12 protein-coding genes and 2 pseudogenes are annotated in these 19,968 nt (G+C 43.8%); 10 read left to right on the forward strand and 4 right to left on the reverse strand.

The genetic code is table 11. The features are described 5' to 3' along the window. Positions 1-88: 88 nt before the first annotated feature. The 10 genes and pseudogenes from LO777_RS18705 (at position 89) to LO777_RS18755 (ending at position 15,228) form a co-directional block, all read left to right on the forward strand. Positions 89-553 (forward strand): hypothetical protein, encoded by a 465-nt coding sequence (locus tag LO777_RS18705; protein WP_228855342.1) that lies wholly within the window; start codon positions 89-91, stop codon positions 551-553. Positions 554-627: 74 nt separating this feature from the next. After that, positions 628-2,112, forward strand: coding sequence for an IS21 family transposase (istA, locus tag LO777_RS18710; protein WP_228854362.1), 1,485 nt, complete (start codon positions 628-630; stop codon positions 2,110-2,112). Next, a complete protein-coding gene (gene istB, locus LO777_RS18715) occupies positions 2,109-2,870 on the forward strand; it encodes an IS21-like element helper ATPase IstB (protein ID WP_228854202.1) in 762 nt (253 codons plus the stop codon). The genes istA and istB overlap by 4 nt, the downstream gene beginning before the upstream one ends. A 580-nt stretch (positions 2,871-3,450) precedes the next feature. Beyond that, positions 3,451-4,761: a hypothetical protein gene (locus LO777_RS18720; RefSeq protein WP_228855343.1), complete on the forward strand. Its 1,311-nt coding sequence runs from the start codon at positions 3,451-3,453 to the stop codon at positions 4,759-4,761. 1,139 nt (positions 4,762-5,900) lie between these two features. Next, positions 5,901-7,549: pseudogene (locus LO777_RS21400) on the forward strand (IS1634 family transposase). Between the two features lie 129 nt (positions 7,550-7,678). Then, positions 7,679-8,323, forward strand: a complete 645-nt coding sequence (locus tag LO777_RS18735) for an HNH endonuclease (protein WP_228855346.1) — start codon at positions 7,679-7,681, stop codon at positions 8,321-8,323. Between the two features lie 513 nt (positions 8,324-8,836). Next, entirely contained in the window at positions 8,837-10,582 is a 1,746-nt protein-coding gene (locus tag LO777_RS18740) for an amidohydrolase (protein WP_228855347.1), read from the forward strand. A 31-nt stretch (positions 10,583-10,613) separates the two neighbouring features. After that, positions 10,614-11,420, forward strand: a complete 807-nt coding sequence (locus tag LO777_RS18745) for a hypothetical protein (RefSeq protein ID WP_228855348.1) — start codon at positions 10,614-10,616, stop codon at positions 11,418-11,420. A gap of 269 nt (positions 11,421-11,689) precedes the next feature. Then, the gene (locus tag LO777_RS18750; protein ID WP_228854017.1) at positions 11,690-13,243 is read left to right on the forward strand and encodes a transposase; all 1,554 of its coding nucleotides are present in this window, start codon (positions 11,690-11,692) and stop codon (positions 13,241-13,243) included. A 389-nt stretch (positions 13,244-13,632) separates the two neighbouring features. Next, the gene (locus tag LO777_RS18755; RefSeq protein ID WP_228855349.1) at positions 13,633-15,228 is read left to right on the forward strand and encodes a hypothetical protein; all 1,596 of its coding nucleotides are present in this window, start codon (positions 13,633-13,635) and stop codon (positions 15,226-15,228) included. On the opposite strand, the gene LO777_RS18760 is transcribed toward LO777_RS18755, so the two are convergent. From LO777_RS18760 to iorA, 4 genes and pseudogenes are all read right to left on the reverse strand, one after another. Continuing rightward, a complete protein-coding gene (locus LO777_RS18760) occupies positions 15,229-16,119 on the reverse strand; it encodes a hypothetical protein (RefSeq protein WP_329955758.1) in 891 nt (296 codons plus the stop codon). It abuts the gene before it with no gap. A 173-nt stretch (positions 16,120-16,292) separates the two neighbouring features. After that, positions 16,293-17,564, reverse strand: a pseudogene (locus LO777_RS18765) (CoA-binding protein); the annotation flags it as partial. After that, a complete protein-coding gene (locus LO777_RS18770; protein WP_228855350.1) occupies positions 17,542-18,132 on the reverse strand; it encodes an indolepyruvate oxidoreductase subunit beta in 591 nt (196 codons plus the stop codon). The gene LO777_RS18770 and the pseudogene LO777_RS18765, both read right to left, overlap by 23 nt. Positions 18,133-18,156: 24 nt before the next feature. Then, positions 18,157-19,962 (reverse strand): indolepyruvate ferredoxin oxidoreductase subunit alpha, encoded by a 1,806-nt coding sequence (gene iorA, locus LO777_RS18775; RefSeq protein WP_228855351.1) that lies wholly within the window; start codon positions 19,960-19,962, stop codon positions 18,157-18,159. Positions 19,963-19,968: the final 6 nt, after the last annotated feature.

Here is a 19,968-nt window from a genome sequence, read left to right on the forward strand (position 1 = left end):
TTGCCTGGGCTGTTTTTCTACATGCTCGTTGGGCAAAATATTTTGAATTCGAAAGATTGTTCATTTTAATGAGGAGAATAATAAGCTTATGCGATTAAATGATCATATTTCTGATATACAGAGACCAACCCCCTCTGAAGCACAAACATTCTTGACCAATATACTTGATATTGTAACGAATTCAATGTCAGTCGATTTGAAAAAGCCGAATGGGGACTTGGACGATCCCTATTTAAGATTCTTTGAAGATTATTATGTTAAACCTAATAATAGCGGTCCATTAAGTCATGTTGAAATAAGTGTAAGGTTATCTCATATTGAAGCACAGATAATTGATTTTTTTTGTGACCGTCAAAGGCAAACTACGCCATTTTTGTTCATCGATTATGCTGGTAGAGGAAAAACAACGATCCTAAAATATCTTACTTATTACTTGTACCAAAAAGAAAGAGCAATACAAGACAAAATACTACCTGTTTACATATCATTAAGGACACATGAAGCACACATATCAGAATTTACTAAAACTAGTGCTGACCAGCGACAATTATAATTCCTTTTGACGACAATTAAATTTCCCGGAAAATTGTGATCTGATTATTCATATTTCTCAAAGGAGGAATATGGATGGTCACAGATATTCAGGTGAGGAAATTGAAGAAATACTTAAGTCAAGGGAAGACGTTGGAAGTAGCAGCGGCTAGAGCCGGCATGGATGAGAAAACCGGTCGCAAGTATAGAGATAATGGCAAATTGCCAAGTGAGATCAGTGCGGAGCGAGTGAGGGAGTGGCGAACTCGTAAAGATCCTTTTGAAGGTATATGGCCAGAGGTTTTACAATTTCTGGAAACTAATGAAGGTTTGGAAGCCAAAACTCTTTTTACCCATTTTCAAAGGATTTATCCCGGTTCTTTTGGAGATGGCCAGCTCCGCACGTTTCAACGTCGAGTAAAAACCTGGCGTTGTACAGAAGGTCCAGGACGTGAAGTTTATTTTCCCCAGGTGCATGTGCCTGCACGGTTGAGTCAGTCTGATTTTACAGATATGTCCCAATTACAGATCAGTATTGGTGGTCAGCCTTTTGATCACCTGATCTACCATTTTGTGCTGACATATTCGAACTGGGAGACAGGAACGATCTGTTTTTCCGAGAGTTTCGAAAGCCTGAGCGAAGGATTACAGAAGAGTCTATGGAAACTTGGCGGAGTTCCAGAACAACATCAAACAGACAGGTTGTCAGCTGCGGTGAATAAACCGGATAACCCGGAAGAGTTTACCCGTGGCTACCAGGGGCTTTTGGCCCATTACAAATTGCAAGGCCGTAAAATCAATTCGTCAAGCCCCCACGAAAATGGTGACATTGAGCAGCGCCATCATCGTTTCAAGAAAGCCGTAGATCAGGCCCTGATGCTGCGAGGTAACCGGGATTTTACTACACGCAAGGAATATGAGTTATTTCTACAGAAGCTGTTTGCACAACTCAACTGCAACCGCCAGGAGCGCTTTCAAGAAGAACAGTCGATGTTGCGTCCACTGCCTTCGGGTAAGCTCGACACATGTACTCGTTTTGAAGTTCGAGTTGGTCCCAGCAGTACGATCAGAGTAAAGCACAAGGTTTACTCGGTGAATAGTCGACTTATCAAAGAAACAGTCACAGTGCGGCTGTATGCAGAGTATCTGGAGATCTGGTACGGTCAGAAACATATTGAGAATATCCCCAGAATACGAGGCGGTAGCAAACATTATATCCAGTACCGCCATATAATTGACTGGCTGGTTCGAAAACCCGGTGCATTTGAGAACTACAGATACCGCAGTGATCTTTTTCCTACGAGCAGGTTCCGGGTTGCCTATGACTCTCTGCGCAAATTTCGTACCGTTACGGGAGCAGCAAAAGAATACTTATCTATTTTACAGCTTGCTGCCCAAGATAATGAGACAGCTGTAGATGATGCCCTTCGTCATCTGATTGACCATGAAAAGAACATTGATTTTGCCCAGGTAAAAACACTGCTTGTCTCTGGTAAACCGGTTGAACCGATTACCAATATTTCTGTCCAGACTGTTGCCCTCACAGGCTATGATCAACTCTTACAGGAGGGTTGCAGATGAGTTCAACCGATAATCGAATTATCCTGGATGCGTCTCTTAAAAAGCTTTATCTGTCAACTATCCGAGCCTGTTACCAGGAGGAGGCGGATTTGGCGAGAAAGGAATCACTAAGCTATGAATCATACCTTCAGGAACTGGTTGTGCGGGAGTGTGAAGAAAGACGCCATAAACGCATTACCAGATATTTGCGAGAATCCAGACTGCCCCTGGAAAAAAACTTAGCTTCGTTTGAAATGGATCGGCTTCCGGCCAAACTGAGCGGCTTTGTCAATAGTTTGCTGGAAGGTTCTTTTCTTGACAGGTGTGAAAACATACTAGCTTTTGGAAACCCAGGTAGTGGAAAAACCCATCTGCTCTGTGCCATTGCCCAGGAACTGATTAACAAGGATAGGCGTGTTTTCTTTTCTCCGTGCAGTCTGCTGGTGCAAAATCTGCTGGTGGCCAAAAAGGAGCTTGTTCTTCCAAGATTTCTGAAAAAACTTGCCAAGTATGATGCCATACTGATCGACGATATCGGCTATGTCCAGCAAAGCCGAGAAGAAATGGAAGTGCTCTTTACCCTTCTTGCGTATTGTTATGAACGGAACAGTATCATGCTAACCAGCAATTTACCATTTTCACAGTGGGAGAAGATATTTAAAGATCCAATGACTACGGCTGCAGCGATAGACCGGCTTGTGCATCATAGCGTAATACTGGAACTTAATCTTGATAGCTACAGACTGGAAAAAGCAAAACAAAGCCTTGAGGAAAATTAATAATCACAGAATAGGGGGCTCTGCCCCAACCCCCGAGGTTTAACGCATTGTGGCCATGAGGATGAAGAAAGAAAAGACCGGGCAAATCCTTATACCCGGTCTTCATCCTTACGGCACTCATCTCGGCGCTCGGGTCGCTCCTCAGCGTTGCCCTATCCTCCGGATGAGTACAAATAAGTTACATTTTAGATGAGGACACTGCAACAGAAACAGAAAAAGCAATGAAATATTATTGCGTATTATTATGTGGTTAAGGCCGGAATTATAATTGTCGCCAGCCGGGAATTATAATTGTCGTTGATTAAGTGCCTTACATGACTTTTTTAGGCAATTAGTTAAGGAACACTCATTCAAACCAATTTATAATTACTTTGTTAGTTCACCTGAAGACCCTCTGAATTTCATTAACGACTCCTATCACTCATCTTGGCAAGGTTTGTTGCCCCCAAAAAAAGTTCTAGAGATATCTGAAGACCCAAAATCATTCTTTGCAGACCTAATAGACAATTCTCCTATTGATCGCTTTCTTGAGTTTTATTTCGGTGTTTTGAGCTATTATTCACACAACTGTAGACCTATTGTGCTGCTTTTAGATGATGCTGACAATTTTAATATTGATATACAACGAGCAATTTTAGATTTTATAAAACATACAATATCTTTGGGGTTAAAATCATTGGTTGCCCTGCGTGTGAGTACTTGGCAAACACTGGAGTCTGATAGGCGTGATTATGAGCCTTATAAATCTCACAAAATCAACTGGTCACTTGAATCAATTAAAACCTTACTAGCTAAACGTTTAGGTAATGCTAAAACAGAACTTATCCTAAGGTCTGAAACAAAGCACATGCAGGCATCTCATCAGGAAGTAGTTAGTGCATTTATTGACTTGCTAGAAAACGAACATACCTCTGATTTTCTCGTAAAGACTTCAAATTACAATTTACACTCGTTAATGAGAAAAATATCCTTAATTCCAAATTCGTGGCATTTTAATGATAAAAGCTTGATCTCAGCTCTACTGCATTCATCTACTCCAACGGAGAAAAAAGGCGTACCACTTTGGACAACATTCAATTTGGTTTTAGGCAACTACAGAGGTACTTTTCAGAGCAATAATGATATAGCGAGATGTGGCCTAGTAAATTGTTTTTGTACTAGAGATCAAAAACATGAATTTTTCACATTTTTCATAAGAGCTCATCTATTAGTAAGGTTGAGAGATGCTTTTAATGAAGGAAGAAGCGTAAAAATTAAAGATATATTTAATGACTATAAATTGATTTTTTCTAACAGCCTAAACTACACAAATGTTTTCCATTGGACAATGTATCGACTCGTCCAGTCTGGTCTAATTATTACCAAGTCATGCAGAAGGTATCAATCCCCATTGGAGGTTAGTGAACACATTGAAAGTGACTCAGTTTATATCTCAGATACTGGTTTGTATTATCTAAACTGGTTAATCTCCCGGATAGATTATCTAAGCTTTATGAAAGATGATATTGATTGGCCTTTTGATATTGATATATCTTCTTTTGATTATGTTCGGGTCAATATGCATAGATCCAAGAAGCATAAACAAACATTTAGGGCTTTATTTGAATTGATGAAAATAGAATTAAGAATGTTAGAAGAAATTCAAAACAACCTTGATAGTCCTGGGGATAGTAAAATTGTAAAACTCTATATCTCTGACTATTCAGCTTTAAAGATATCTAAGGGAAGAAACACTGTACTATTTACTCAGTTAATGTTGGATGAATATATAGAATATCTAGGATGGTCATATTACAAAAATGTATATTTTGCTGAGATTGAAGAGGAAAAAAAGTTAATTGATGAACTTCTTGTAGATTACAAAAATGTTTATTCCGAATTTGTATTATGAAATCAATAATAACAAGAAATAGTGATAGAAGCTTATGTGAATCTATCATTAATGTATTCGGTAAACCTAAAAAATGTTTGTTTCTTATAAATAGCCATGGTTGGTATAAATGTGCCTTATTAGGTTTCAGGAATCATCCTTCTGGCGCAAGAGGTGTTTCCAAGAAAGCAAACATTTTTTTGTGTTTGTATGATAGAGAAATGTTGAGTTTCAAAAAACGTATGAAACTAAATATTTGTTTTTACCGCTTGATATCCCCTATTATTTTGTTGATTATAATCTTTGGTATGAAGGAAATTGTCAAAGCAATTTTTTGTTTAGGAAAATATCTTTTCTTTCAAAACTGAGGCTTTATTTGCTCTGAACATTTTTGGTAATTTGATTCCAATACTATTTGCCAAAATGTAAGTCGACAAGAAACATCAATACTAAAAGCCCAACCAGGCATTTCACTGGATTTCGCAAACAGCGCGAAACCAGTGAATTCCACGTTATGGAAATAAGGCCGTATGAAATAAAGTTATTAAAGTCATCGGCAATATGAATAAATAATTTTGAATATTTCTTGTGTGTTGTTGCGCTGCGGAGCAGGAAAAAGTAAATAAATTTGAAAGCTCACAGCGTAAAAAGTATTATGCGCTGAAGGCGTGAAAGAAAGAGCAGATTAAAAATAGTCAGGTTTAATTATCCTGGGCACCGATTGAAATCGGTGATAAAGAATAAATCAGGCATTGTAATAGTCAGCCTGAAAAAGCTGCTGCCAGCTGAGGCTGGTGTGCGATTTGTTCTTGAAATATCGGAGATATTACAAGATAAATGAGCATTTTTGTAAATCAGCGTCAAAGAGTCGGAGTTTACTGAACGTAATGCTAGCCATAACAAAGGTATGCACTCGACAATTTAAAGCGGCGCTTATTTTGCAAAAGGCGCAAAAACGCACCACTTTAAATCGCCGGTGATACCAACGCTCCAGCGGACAATTCAAAGCGGCACTTGTTTTGCAACGGATGTTCCCGGCTAAAAACTAGGTAATACCTTGATATCACAATAAATAGCAACAATTTGGCATGATTTATGTAGTCACTAATTATTTGATATCAATGTTGCTATATACAAATAATAATGATATATTAGTAGTCATGTATATCACTACCACTAAGTCAAAGGGCAAAAACAAGGTCTACAAAAGTGTTCTCCTGCGTGAATCATACAGGGAAGGCACAAGGGTGAAAAACCGCACTATCGCTAATCTCACTCATTGTAAGCCAAATGAAATCAAAGCGCTACAGCTGGCTATGAGGCACAAAAACGATCCAGATAAACTGGAAATGCTGCTTGGTAGCCACGTTGAAAACCGGCAAGGTAGAAGTGTCGGGGCTGTCTGGGTTCTCAATCGTTTGGCAGAGAATATAGGATTGACAAAAGTTCTGGGAAAATCAAATGAGGCTATGCTGAGCTTATGGATGGTTATGGCTCGCCTGATAGATCAGGGCTCCAGGTTGTCGGCGGTACGTCTGGCAAGAGAACATGGTATCAGTGAATTGCTTGGGCTCGTTGATTTTGATGAAGACGATCTTTATCATTGTCTGGATTGGCTTTGCGACAACCAAGCTGAGATTGAGAAAAAACTCTTCAAGCAAACCTATGGAGAACAGATACCTTCCTTATTCCTTTATGATGTCACTTCAAGTTATCTTGAGGGTCAATGTAACGAATTGGGTGATTGGGGTTACAATCGTGACAAAAAAAGAGGAAAGAAGCAGATAGTTATCGGTCTGCTTTGTGATGAGGATGGTATCCCCGTTTCCATACGGGTATTCAAAGGTAACACCTTAGACTTTCACACCATTGGTTGTCAAATTAAAAAAGTTGCTGAGGAATTTGGTTGCCAGCAAGTAACCATGGTTGGTGATCGAGGGATGATCAAATCGAGCCAGATTCAAGAACTGGGGAGGCCGGATTCAATTATATAACTGCTATCACCAAGGCTCAGATTAAGGCTATGTTGAAGAAAAAGGTGATCCAACTCGGTCTATTTGATAAAGAGATATGTGAAGTTGAAGACAAAGGCGTACGCTACATTTTGCGTCGCAACCCTATCCGTGCAGAAGAGTTGGCCAGATCCCGCCGGGAGAGAATTGAGAAAGTAATACAATTTTCCCGGAAACAAAATCAATATCTTGCGGATCATCCAAGAGCAAACCAGCATGTTGCTATAAAGAAGGTGTGGGAACTTGAGAGTCGTTTGAAAGTGATTGATTTTCTCCACACCACTGCAAAAGATCGCCATATAACCGTTGAGGAGTATGAGGATTATCTTGCTGAAATAGCAGAATTGGATGGGTGTTATGTGCTGAAAACCGACCTTGCTGCCGGTGTTGCACCAAAAGAGATTGTTCATGATAGGTATAAAGATCTGACGCAAGTAGAGACAGCTTTCAGGACAATGAAAACCGGCTACCTGGAAATGAGGCCTATATATGTCCGCAAAGAAAGCAGAACCAGAGGTCATGCTTTTGTCGTGATGCTTGCCTATAGGCTCTACTTAAAACTAAAGAAAGCCTGGCGCGATTTTGATATTACTGTTGAAGAAGGTCTCAAGCAATTATCGACCCATTGTGCTATAGAAAATGTTATTAACGGTGAGATTTCTTTTCTTTCTATTCCAGCGCCACGCCGGAACATTCATCAACTTTATAGTGCGTTGGGCATTGTTCCACCAACCACGCTACCAAAACAAATGGTAAATGTAGTCACTAGACGAAAATTGCAGAGCAGGAGAAAATAATATTGATTTCAATATGTTACCCTGACTGATAAGCTCATTCTAATATGGGAACATCCGTTGCAAAAAGCGCAAAAACGTGCCACTTTGAATTGCCGCTGAGCAAGGCGTTAGCGGAATAAGGAGCATGAAGTGAGTACATGGCGTGACGACATAATTAAAGCACTTGAAACAATTGGTGGCGTTGCTCCTTTGTCTGAAATTTATGCAGCTGTGAAAAAGATTCGACCGGAACCGCATCCACAGAGTATAAAAGCAATTATTCGAGGTACCATTGAAGATTCTTCTTCTGATTCAGAGAAATTCAAAGGTAATGATATTTTCTTTTCAGCAAAAGGCCTTGGAAATGGAGTCTGGGGGTTGCGCTCACTTATTAATAGCACCCCAAAGCCAACGGATATCGAATTACCCGAAGGTAATGATTCGCCAGAAAAAATGAAACAAGAAACATATCGTATTCTTCGAGACACAAATTTGGCTCGTCAAATAAAATTATTGCACAAGAATAAATGCCAACTATGTGGTGAATATATTGAAATAAATAATGAACAAAGCTATTCAGAAGCACATCATATTATGCCTTTAGGTAAACCACACAATGGGCCTGATGTTGCTGGGAATATAATCGTTCTATGCCCAAACCACCATGTTATGCTCGACTACGGGGTTATTGAATTAAATGCTAATAAAATAAAAACAGTTCCAGGGCATATTATTGAGGATAAGTATGTTGAATATCACAATCATAAAATCTGGCAAAAAGCCGCTAACAAATAGTTATGGAAATAAGGCTGTATGAAGTAAATAGATAAAAGTCATCGGCATTCATGAATAAATAGTTTGAATAATTTTTTGTGGGTTGTTGCGCTGCGGTGCAGGAAAAAGTAAATAAATCTGAAAGCTCACAGCGTAAAAAGTATTATGCGCTGAAAGCGTGAAAGAAAACGCAGGCTAAAAATAGTCAGGTTTAATAATTTTTGGCACCGATTGAAATCGGTGAAAAAGAATAAATCAGGCCTTGTAATAATCAGCCTGAAAAAGTTGCTGCCAGCTGATGCTGGTGTACGAGTTGTTCTTGAAATATCGGAGATATTACAAGATAAATGAGCATTTTTGTAAATCAGCTTCAAAGAGTTGTTGTTTACTGAAAGTAATGCCAGCCATAACAAAGGTATGCACCCGACAATTTAAAGCGGCGCTTATTTTGCAAAAAGCGCAAAAACGCACCACTTTAAATCGCCGGTGATACCAACGTTATACAGAAGGCAACAATCAAATGAGGACTTGCAAATGAAAAACATTATGTTACTTACAGCATCAATCATATTGGGTATTTCAGGTCATGCCAATGCAAATAAAGCAACTGCAAATGCTGAGCCACAGAAGCTGCAACAAACTGTTTATTATGGTGGTGACATCATCACGATGGAAGGTAAATCGCCACAATATGTTGAAGCAGTTGTCCAAAGAGAGGGCAAAATTGTATTTACCGGAAGCAAAGCTGCAGCTTTAGAGCAGTTTAAAGGAAAAGCAGAAGAGGTGAACCTTAAAGGCAAGACGATGCTTCCAGCATTTCTGGATGGACACAGCCATATGTATAACGTTGGTTTCACTGCAATGGCGGCAAACATTCTTCCACCGCCAGATGGACCAGGGAATAATTTCGACAGTATAGTAAAGACCCTGAAGGAGTACAAAGAGACATCCGATGGAAAATATACACTAGAGAAGCTGGGATGGATCATCGGAAACGGATATGACGATTCACAACTGGCGGAAAAAGACCATCCAACCGCTAATGTGTTAGACAAGGTCAGTAAAGAGATACCTGTGCTGATTATACATCAATCAGGCCATTTGGCTTCCATTAACACAAAAGGGCTGGAATTGATTGGATATAACACCCAAACAAAAGACCCCAAAGGCGGTGCCATACGCAGGGATAAAAGCGGGAAGCCGACCGGTGTTTTAGAGGAAGCAGCATTCTTTAAAGTACTGCTTCCAATACTGGGCAAAGTGGATGATGAAATGTCATCAAAAATGATTGAAAAAGGGCAGGAAGAATATGCCAAAAACGGATACTTAACTGCAATGTCTGGAAGGACAACCAAAGAACAACTGACCGCTTTAAAAATTGCGGCAAAGAATAACGAGTTTTATCTTGATGTGGTTTCTTATCCCGATATCACACTCGGAACAGATTTTATCGACGGTAACGACTACAGTCCTTCACACGAATATAAAAACAGATTCAGGATCGGTGGGGTAAAACTGACGCTGGATGGTTCTCCACAGGGTAAAACAGCCTGGCTGACTCAACCTTATTTAGTGCCTCCTAGTGGTCAGAAAAAAGGCTATAAAGGGTATCCGATCATGGATGACGACAAAGCAATCGAATATGCAAAAACGGCTTTTAAGCATCATTGGCAACTACATTGTCACACCAACGGAGATGCCGCGATAGACCAATACATTAAAGCGGTGGATGCAGCCGAAAAAGAGTTCGGTTACCCCGACCACAGAACCGTTCTTATACATGGACAAACTTTGAGAAAAGACCAGATACCCGACCTGGTTCGTTTGAAAATATATCCATCCCTTTTCCCAATGCATACGTTTTATTGGGGAGATTGGCATGTGGAATCCGTATTGGGAGAACCCCGAGCAAGCTACATTTCGCCGACAAGAGATGTTATAGATGCAGGATTGACCATCACTACCCATCATGATGCACCAGTGACATTTCCAAACTCTATGAGAGTACTGGATGCTGCCGTAAATAGAGTTACCCGTAGTGGAAAGATATTAGGTCCAAAACAAAGACTCACGGCTTATGAAGCGTTAAAAACCTTTACGGAATGGGCAGCATTTCAATACTTTGAAGAAAATTCAAAAGGGACAATCACCAAAGGGAAACTGGCAGATTTTGTGATTCTGGACAAAAACCCTCTTAAAATAGAGCCAATGAAAATACATGACATTAAGATCATTGAATCTATTAAAGAAGGAAAAACAGTCTATCCAAAGGCTCAATAAAGGGATTGTATAACAAAATGAGGAAAGAAATATGAGAAACAGTATTTTGTTTATTACCTTGTCCATGCTTAGCATGTTTCAAATCAAGGCATTAGCCGATGGCAACAGCGCCCAGGATATTGCCAAGAAACTGGCCAACCCGGTGGCCGCCATGTACTCCCTGCCCATTCAGATGAACTACACCAGGGGCTACGGCGCCGATGATGAGGGCGATCAGTACCTAACTAATATCCAACCCGTTCTCCCTTTCTCCCTCAACGATGACTGGAACCTCATCAGCCGTACCATCCTACCTGCGATCAGACGCAATGATATCCCCTCTGGCAATGGTGTACAGTGGGGCATCGGTGACGTGGTGCAGAGCGCCTTCTTCTCACCGAGTAAGGTTGAAGCTGGCGACTGGATATGGGGGGTTGGTCCCGTACTATTGCTTCCTACCGGAACCAATAACCTATCTGCAGAGAAGTGGGGCTTGGGGCCTACTGGTGTGGCACTAAAGCAGAGTGGACCCTGGACCGTTGGCGCCCTTGCCAACCATATCTGGGATGTGGGCGGCAGTGACAAAGTCGTTGATGATATCTCAGCTACATTCTTGCAGCCCTTTTTATCCTATTCCACAAAGGGCGGTCTAACCTATACCGCACTAACCGAGTCAACCTATGATTGGGAAAACCACCAATGGACCGTTCCAATCATACTGGTGGCAAACCAGCTGACCAAAATTGGCGACCAGATGCTGACCTTTGGTGCCGGAGTAAGCTATACAGCAGAAGCCTCGGAGGCGGCTCAGGAAGGCTTTGGATTTAGATTGGTATTTACCATGTTATGGCCCAGGTGAGGTAAACAGCGGTACCCAGTCATAAAATGACATAGAGATCATTGAATCCATTAAGGAAGGAAAAACAGTCTATCCCAAGGCTCAATAAAGGGATTGTATAACAAAAGCATCCAGCGGACGCGCAAACGGAGCGCACCGCTGATGCTAGACGTTCAAGCTGTAGAAAAAGTCAACAAAACAAATTAACTACTGAATAATACGTGTAAAAATGTTATACTGCTGTCGCAAATTGATCGAAATACCCCTTACCTTCGATAAATGGAGCTGCAATGGCACGGTATAAACCTTATTCCTATGCTCAGGGCAAGTTCATTCCCATCCATTTTGCAAATCAGATCCTTCCCGGCACATTTGAATATACGCTGAATTATCTCATTGATCATGAACTTGATCTTTCCATCTTTAATGATCGCTATCACAATGATGATTCCGGTGCCCCGGCCTATGATCCGAAGATTCTGCTTAAAATCATTCTCTTTGCCTATTCCAGAGGGATTGTGAGCAGCCGTAAAATAGAGAGAGCCTGTCGTGAGAATGTAATCTTTATGGCACTGTCTGCCGACAGTCGTCCCCATTTCACCACAATTGCAGATTTTATTTCCAGCATGGACAAGGAAATAGTCTCACTGTTTCTTGAAGTACTTCTGGTTTGCGATGAACAGAAATTGATCGGCAGAGAGATGTTTGCCATTGACGGCTGCAAAATGCCCAGCAACGCCTCTGTTACCTGGAGCGGAACCAGGGCTGATTTTCAGAAAAAAGTAACGAAGATGGAAACAGCTATAGCAAATATGGTCAACCACCATCATATGAATGACCAGGAAAAGAGTGATGAAAATATCAAAGAGAAAAAAGAAAAATATGTAAAATCCCTGCGTAAAAATATAAAGAAGGTACGGAAATGGCTGGATAATAATGATGATCGGAGAGGAAAAGGCAAAAGACCTGTCAAATCCAATATTACCGACAATGAATCCGCCAAGATGAAGACCTCAAAAGGTGTTATCCAGGGCTATAACGGTGTTACCGCCGTGGACAGTAAAACCCAGGTGATAGTAGCCGCCGAAGCCTATGGTCAAGGCAGTGAGCAGGACCTGCTGGAACCGATGATAGACAAAATCAGCGAAAATTTACAGGAAACCGGAAAAGACAACGATGTCTTTAAAGATGCAAAACTCCTGGCAGACAGCGGATACCATGCAAATAAAAATATGGAGATGCTGGCAGAAAAAGAGATAGACGCGTATGTAGCCGATAACCAGTTCAGAAAACGGGATCCCAGGTTCAAAGATTACGGCAGATATAAGGATCGAACAAGAAAAGAACGGGCCAAACGAGAAGGCAGAAAGAACCTCTTTGTACCTGCTGATTTTACCTTTCCCGAAGATCTGAGTTACTGTATCTGTCCTGCCGGGAAACGGCTCTATAGAAGTGGTGGGAATATCTTTACCAAAGGCCATCATTCTGTCCGGTTCCAGGCACCCCAATCCGCCTGTGTTCCCTGCAAACTGAGGTCAAAATGTCTTCGCTATCCTGATCGCACCAAAACACGTCAGGTTGCCTATTTTACTGGGCGCATGGATAAAAAGAAGAAAACCAGTTGTGCAGAAAAGATGAAGCGAAAAATAGATTCAGCCGCTGGCAGGGCCATCTATTCCATGCGATTGGCAATAGGAGAACCACCTTTTGCCCATATCAGATCAACAATCGGTCTGAACAGGTTCACCCTGAGATCGAAAAAGAAGGTGAATATCCAGTGGAACCTTTTCTGCATTATCCATAACCTTAAAAAGGTGCATGCATATGGAATGGGTTTTGTGTAGATTGCTGGAAAATGGTTAGGAAAAGCTGGAAATTGGTGAGATAAATTGCTTTATTGAGGATGTTAGAGAAAAAAGTAATTTTACATCAGGATATTTTTTGAATTGTTTTGAAATTTGAATTTTTTTGAAAAGATATGTGGGAAAATTGCAGTTGCCTGGGCTGTTTTTCTACATGCTCGTTCAAGCTGTAGAAAAAGTAATTTCAAGGTAGTGTCAAATATTTTTCGCAGATTTTATGCTGGTGATCAGGAGCTGTGTCGGCTGAAAAGGAGAGAAACAGGATTGTGATGTTGAAATGGTTTAAAAATACGCTGAATATTTTATTCCTTCTGCTTTTTCTGTTCGTATTTTCAGGCCTGGCCTCAGGGGAAAGTGCAAAGAAAACGCCTGTGGTACAGCCTGATCAAGCCATGGTAAAGGAGCAGACGGGAACACGGGCGCTTCGTTCAATTCTCGAGCTGGAAGACAGTATAAAAAAACGGATAAAGGCCCGCGAAAAACAACTGTCTCGTGAAAAGTCTGAAAATGAAAAACAGCGAATCGAGGATGAAATCAAGGCCCTGCAGAAAAACCTGGCGGAGGCAACGGCGGATTTTGAACGGCTGGCAACCGGGGTTGATCCGGCATCATTCAGTGAAAAAAGAAAAGATACCTTCTCCTGGCAGGAGGAGTTGGTTTCTCTTCTCAGGCCGGCAATCAGGGAGTTGAAAAACCTGACAATCAATGCCAGGGAAAAGACGGCACTGCAGGCCGATATTATCCACTATGAGGAAATGCAGCCTATCGCGCAAAGTGCTCTCAGCAATTTGCAGAAACGTATCAAAGAAGCTGATGATCCTGAGCTGAGAAAAAACCTGGAAAAACTCCTCCCAGACTGGAAGAACATCAATGAGCAACTCAACTCCAAGCTCGAGGTCCTGCAACTCAAACTGAAAAACATTGAAGAAAGAGACAGGCCTTTTATTGATACCCTTGGTGATTCCATCAGTCATTTTTTTAAAAACAGGGGCTTGTATCTCGGGCTGGCCCTTGGTGTTTTTGTTCTGACGCTGCTCTGCTTTTCCCTGGTGAGAAAACTGGTGCAGAAATATGTACCCGCTTTTCACAGTGACAACCGGTCGCTCGTTGTGCGTGTGTCTGAAATACTTTTTCGCCTGCTGGGAATTCTCATCGCCTCATTGACTCTTTTTGTTGTTTTCTACATGGTTGAGGACTGGACGCTGCTCAGCCTTCTTGTCATTTTCTTTCTCGCCGTCCTCTGGACTTTTCGGGTTATGGTTCCCCAGTTTTGGAAGCAGGGGGAGCTTCTTCTCAATGTCGGCTCTGTTCGGGAAGGCGAGCGGCTTATGCTGCATGGGGTTCCCTGGCTGGTGAAAAAGATCAATATGTACACCGATCTTGAAAACCCTGATCTGAATATTAAACTTCGCCTGCCCATAGGTAAACTGATAGGCCAGGTCTCCCGCGGGTTTTACCCTGAAGAACCCTGGTTTCCCTGCAGGAAGAATGACTGGGTGATTTTATCCGACGGCAGTTTCGGGAAGGTTATCAGTCTTTCCCATGAAATTGTTGTTCTTCTTGAAAGAGGAGGCTCAAGAAAAACCTACAGGACGTCGGATTTTCTTGGTCTTGTACCCAGGAATCTTTCAACCAATTTCAGGATAAAGGAGATTTTTGGGCTGGATTATGCACATCAACAGCTTGTTACCAGGAATATTCCTGAAATTCTGCATAATTATATCAAGGAACAGTTCGAACGGGACGGTTTCGCGGAGCAGCTTCTTGACCTGCAGGTCAACTTCAACCAGGCGGGGACTTCATCCCTTGATCTCATAATTATTGCCGATTTCAAGGGGAACGCGGCCCCTCTCCATAACAGGATAAGGCGGACTCTTCAGCGCTATTGTGTTGATGCCTGTTCAGCAAACGGCTGGAATATTCCTTTCCCGCAATTGACTGTCCATGGAGTCAGAGAGCGGGATTGATCAATCCTCTTTCAGCCATTCCCTCAGCTCGCCGTTTTGCCGGATCATGTGGTAGCGGATAAATTCATTGAGACAGAGCATGGCCCGGTTTGCGGTCAGAAAGGTGGGGACCCCGCCCTGGTCCAGAACCTGGCCGAGTTTGTTGTAGACCGCATCGGCTCCGGGTGAAACACAAACGGAGACTGCTACCGGTTTTTTATGTTTATGGACCAGTTCGACAATGCGGGCAGCCACATTTTTCGCATTTGCGGCGATTTCGCTGTCGGTTGTATGGATTACTGCAGAGTGGGGGACAATTGAAACCATCAGCGCGTCCACTTCTTCATCGGCCAGGATGGTGTCTATACATTTTTCATACATGGCGTCATCGGCCATGGGGGTCAGGTCGAGCAGTGGTTCCACGGTCACGAAGGGAGGCAGGATTTTTCGAAGCTTCTCTTCTGTCTTTTTACAGAATTCAGCAACCTGCAGGCTTCTGAGATTGTCAGCGCCGTATGTTTTTTCATAGCCGGCGTTGGCGATGATAGCCACCCGGTTCCCGCGTACTTCAAAACCGTTCAGCAGGGCAAATGTTTTTATGAACTCGGTATGGTCGATCATGGTGTCGGCCACCACCAATCCAGCCTGTTTCATGGCCGCCTTGGCCACCACATATTCCCCGGCAATGGATGCCGTATGGGATTCGGTGGCCATTCGACCTGCCTGTGTTCTTCCCGCCTTATAGACGATGACCGGTTTCGGACATTTACAACCGCTCTTGAAAAACCGGGCTCCTGCGCCCGGCTTGAACCCTTCAATATAACAGCCGATAACATCCACGTTCGAATCAAGCCCCAGGTAGTCGATGAGATCAGACGGGTCAACATCGAGCTGGTTGCCGTAACTGACAATGACCCTGGGGAAATGGCATGGCGGAGATTATGGATTTCGGTCAGCCCCAGTGCCCCGCTCTGGCTCAGTACCGCTACACTTCTGTTGGTGCCCGTATTTTCACTGAATTTGTTTTCCGGGATAAAAAAGGTGTTGATATCGGGACTGTTTACGCTGCCGTTATAGATTATTCCGAGACAATTGGGGCCCATAAGACGGATGTTCTTTTCCCGGGCCAGGGTGAGGAGCTGGTCTTCCAGTTCGAGATTTTGCCCGGATTCGCTGAATCCTCCGGGAATGAGGATGGCGGCCTTGAGGTTTTGTCCGGCAAGATCCTCCAGGACCGCAAGCGTGTGAGCCGCCGGGACCGCAATCACGGCCAGGTCGATGTTGGCCTTGATCTCTGCGGCAGACCGGTACATGGTGGTCTTCATGCCATCGACAGTTAATTCTCCGCCTTTGGGATTGATACAGAAGACATTCTTCCTCCCTGATCGTAAAAGGTTCGAGGCGATGATATTTCCAGGACTGTTTGTATTGGTGCTGCTTACCCCGGCTATGGCAATACTGTCCGGATGGAAAAAGGGGCTGAGGGTTGCTGAGGGTTTTGATTGTGTGCGCATGCCGCTTCCCGGTTTTCTGGGCGCAAAAGTGGCGTAGCCGTCAAGGGCAATGAATTTACCGTACGGGTCGAAAATAAAGGGGTTGACCTCGAACTCCTTGAGCACAAACTCACTGGAGCCGTGGAAAAAATTGGAAAAAGAGGTGGCAAGCCGGCTGAAGCCGAGTCCGGCCGAGATGATTTTCCCCACATAATCATCTTTCCCCTCTTCAATATATTTTTCATGGATCCGGGATGAGGTGAAGAGTGCTTCAGACCATTGTCGGTCGATGGGAGCCAGCACCAGGTTTGGAGATGAAAAATTTCTGGCAAAATGCTCGGCGTCGCTGCCGCCCTTGGTAAAAGATAAAACGGGACCGAAGGCCTCACTTTCCCGGAAGCTGAGCATGATTTCGTTGCCGAGCTCCTTGGAGTAGTCGATATATTCCACCAGCAGAATGCCCTCCAGCCTGTGCCCTCCAGCCTCAAGGTCAGTTTTCATCCGATTGAAATTAAATTTGAGAAAATCCAGATCCTTATGGACAATTTTTACCGCTCCTGCTTTCTGTTTGTGGGCGATATTGCCGGCAGCACCTTTTAAGACAATGCGGTCGGAAGAATAACAGGAGAGTATTTCCGGGGTGATTTCGCTTTCATTTCTGATCAGTCGATAGACCGGAGTGTTTGCTCCTGTTATTTTCAGGATCTGATAGACTTCATGCTCGTACAGCATGTTTCTTTCCCCGGCATGGGCTGAAGAAAGGATCCGGTCTACGGCTTCAGTCATTTTTCTGTCCAGCTGAACCGATTGGTTTTGATTTCCCATTCTCTTCTCTTTCATGTCATTGCAGGCTTCGCCCCGCATCAAAGGCCGTCAGGTTCAATTCCTTGAACCTGGGCGGAACACTGTTTTCTATTACCATCTTCCATTGTTCAACCGGAAGGTCAAGGAAATTTGAGGCCATTCCAAGGAGCAGGGTGTTGACCAGTTTTGGATTGCCGAGTTCCATGGCCTGCGGCAGGGCATCAGTGATGATCGGTTTATCGGTTCTTTCCCTGAGGATTTGTTCAATATTCTCAGGATAGGCGGCAAGACCAGTGGAAACAATCGGTGGTACGATCTGCTGCCTGCTGGAAATCACTTTTCCCTCCGGCTTGAGGTAGGAAATCCATCGCAGGGTTTCTGCAAGTTCAAAAGAGAGCAGGATATCGGCACTGCCCTCCATGATGGTTGGCGAAGCAATTTTCCTGCCGTATCTGACATGGCTGGTGACCACTCCACCACGCTGGGACATGCCGTGAATTTCACTTTTTTTAGCGTCAAGACCACAACTGACCGCGACATAAGAGAGGATTTCACTTGCCAGGATGACTCCCTGTCCTCCACAACCGACGATGAGGATATTTTTGATTTGTGCAGTGCTGGAATTCATTGTTCCGGATTCTCCATAAAATGTTTATTTTTCCTGTATTGCGCCTGGTTTGCAGACCTGTTCACAGAGTGAGCAGCCGGTGCAGAGGGTGGGGTCAATGACGGATTGTTTCAGGGCCGTTTTCCCGTTTTTCCTGCCTCCTGTGATTTCATCCCCGAGGGAGATGGCGGGGCAGCCGAGTTTCTGGCACATCCCGCAACCGATACAGTTTTTCCCGTTTACTTCAAAGATTTTTTCCGGTGCACCCCGCATGATCTGGATACAGGGTCTTTTGGTTATCAATACGGATGGTCCATCCAGTGAAGCCTCTTCCTTCATGGCCGCCAGGGTTTCTTCAAGGTCGTAGGGATCGATGATTCTCACTCGTTTTACCCCGAGAGCTGTGACAAGTTTTTCCATATCAATGGCGGTGGTCTGCTCTTCCTGCAGGGTCTTGCCTGTTCCCGGGTTCTGCTGGGCTCCGGTCATCGCCGTTATCCTGTTATCCAGGATAATCACTTTAACGTTACTGTTATTGTACACCACATTGGTCAGGCTGTTGATGCCCGTATGAAAAAAGGTGGAATCGCCGATTACGGCAAAGACAGGACGTTTATCCCCTTTGATATCTTTTTCCATGGCCTTGGCTGTGCCGTGGGCCATGCTGATGGAGGCTCCCATGCAGACGCAGGTTTCAATGGCCTGCAGAGGCGGCAGAACGCCCAGGGTGTAGCAGCCGATATCTCCGTGGACAATACCTTTCAATTTTTTTATGGCGTAAAATACCCCCCTGTGGCTGCATCCTGCGCACATCAGTGGAGGACGGGGCATATTGGCCTCGGGGGGTGGTGGCGTTACTGGCGGAACCGCTGTTTCAAGGACACCCGCCCTGGCAAAACCCGTGGCAACCCTGTCCGTTGACAGCTCATCTGTTGTGGGAAAAAATTCCTTTCCCTTAACATCCAGACCAAGCATACGGACCTGCTCTTCCAGGTAGGGCTCAAGTTCTTCCACCACAATCAGGGTCGTGACTTCGTCTGCGAAGGATCTGATTTTTCCCACAGGCAGGGGAAAGGTCATGCCGAGTTTCAAAATGGAGGCGCTGGGCATGGTTTCTTTCACATACTGATAGGAAATGCCCGAGGTGATTATACCGATTTTTCTTTCGTTATATTCGATTCGGTTGAAGCTGGTTGTTTCGGAAATCGCCTGCAGTTTTTCCACCCGGTCAAGAAGTCGAGGCTGGCGCAGTTTGGCATGGCCGGGCAGCATGACGAATTTTTTCAGATCCCTTTCAAAACCTTTGGGGGTTGTGGAATTTCTCAGGGACGGATCGGGGGTGGAAACAACGCCTTTAGAATGGGATATCCGTGTCGTCAGTCTTACCATTGCCGGAGTGTCAAATGTTTCCGAGAGTTCAAAGGCTTCTTTAACCATCTCGCGTGCTTCCTGGCTGTCGCTGGGCTCGAGCATAGGGATTTGGGCAAACTTTGCGTAGAACCTGTTGTCCTGCTCATTCTGAGAACTGTGCATACCGGGGTCGTCGGCGCAGGCCACCACGAATCCGCCCTTAATTCCCGTATAGGCCAGAGTCATTAACGGGTCGGCCGCCACGTTCAGTCCCACATGTTTCATGGTAGTGAGAACCCGTACTCCTGTCATGGATGCGCCGATTGCCACCTCCATTGCCACCTTTTCGTTGGGAGCCCATTCCGAATAAACCCCCTCGTATTTTGCCAGATTCTGGAGAATTTCGGTGGAGGGTGTACCCGGATAGGCACTGGCAACGCGTACATCACTTTCGTAGGCTCCCAGGGCTACAGCCTCGTTACCCGTTAATATTTTTTTCATGGTCTG

This window comes from Desulfomarina profundi (genome assembly GCF_019703855.1).
In the GTDB taxonomy this organism is placed as follows: Bacteria; Desulfobacterota; Desulfobulbia; order Desulfobulbales; family Desulfocapsaceae; genus Desulfomarina; species Desulfomarina profundi.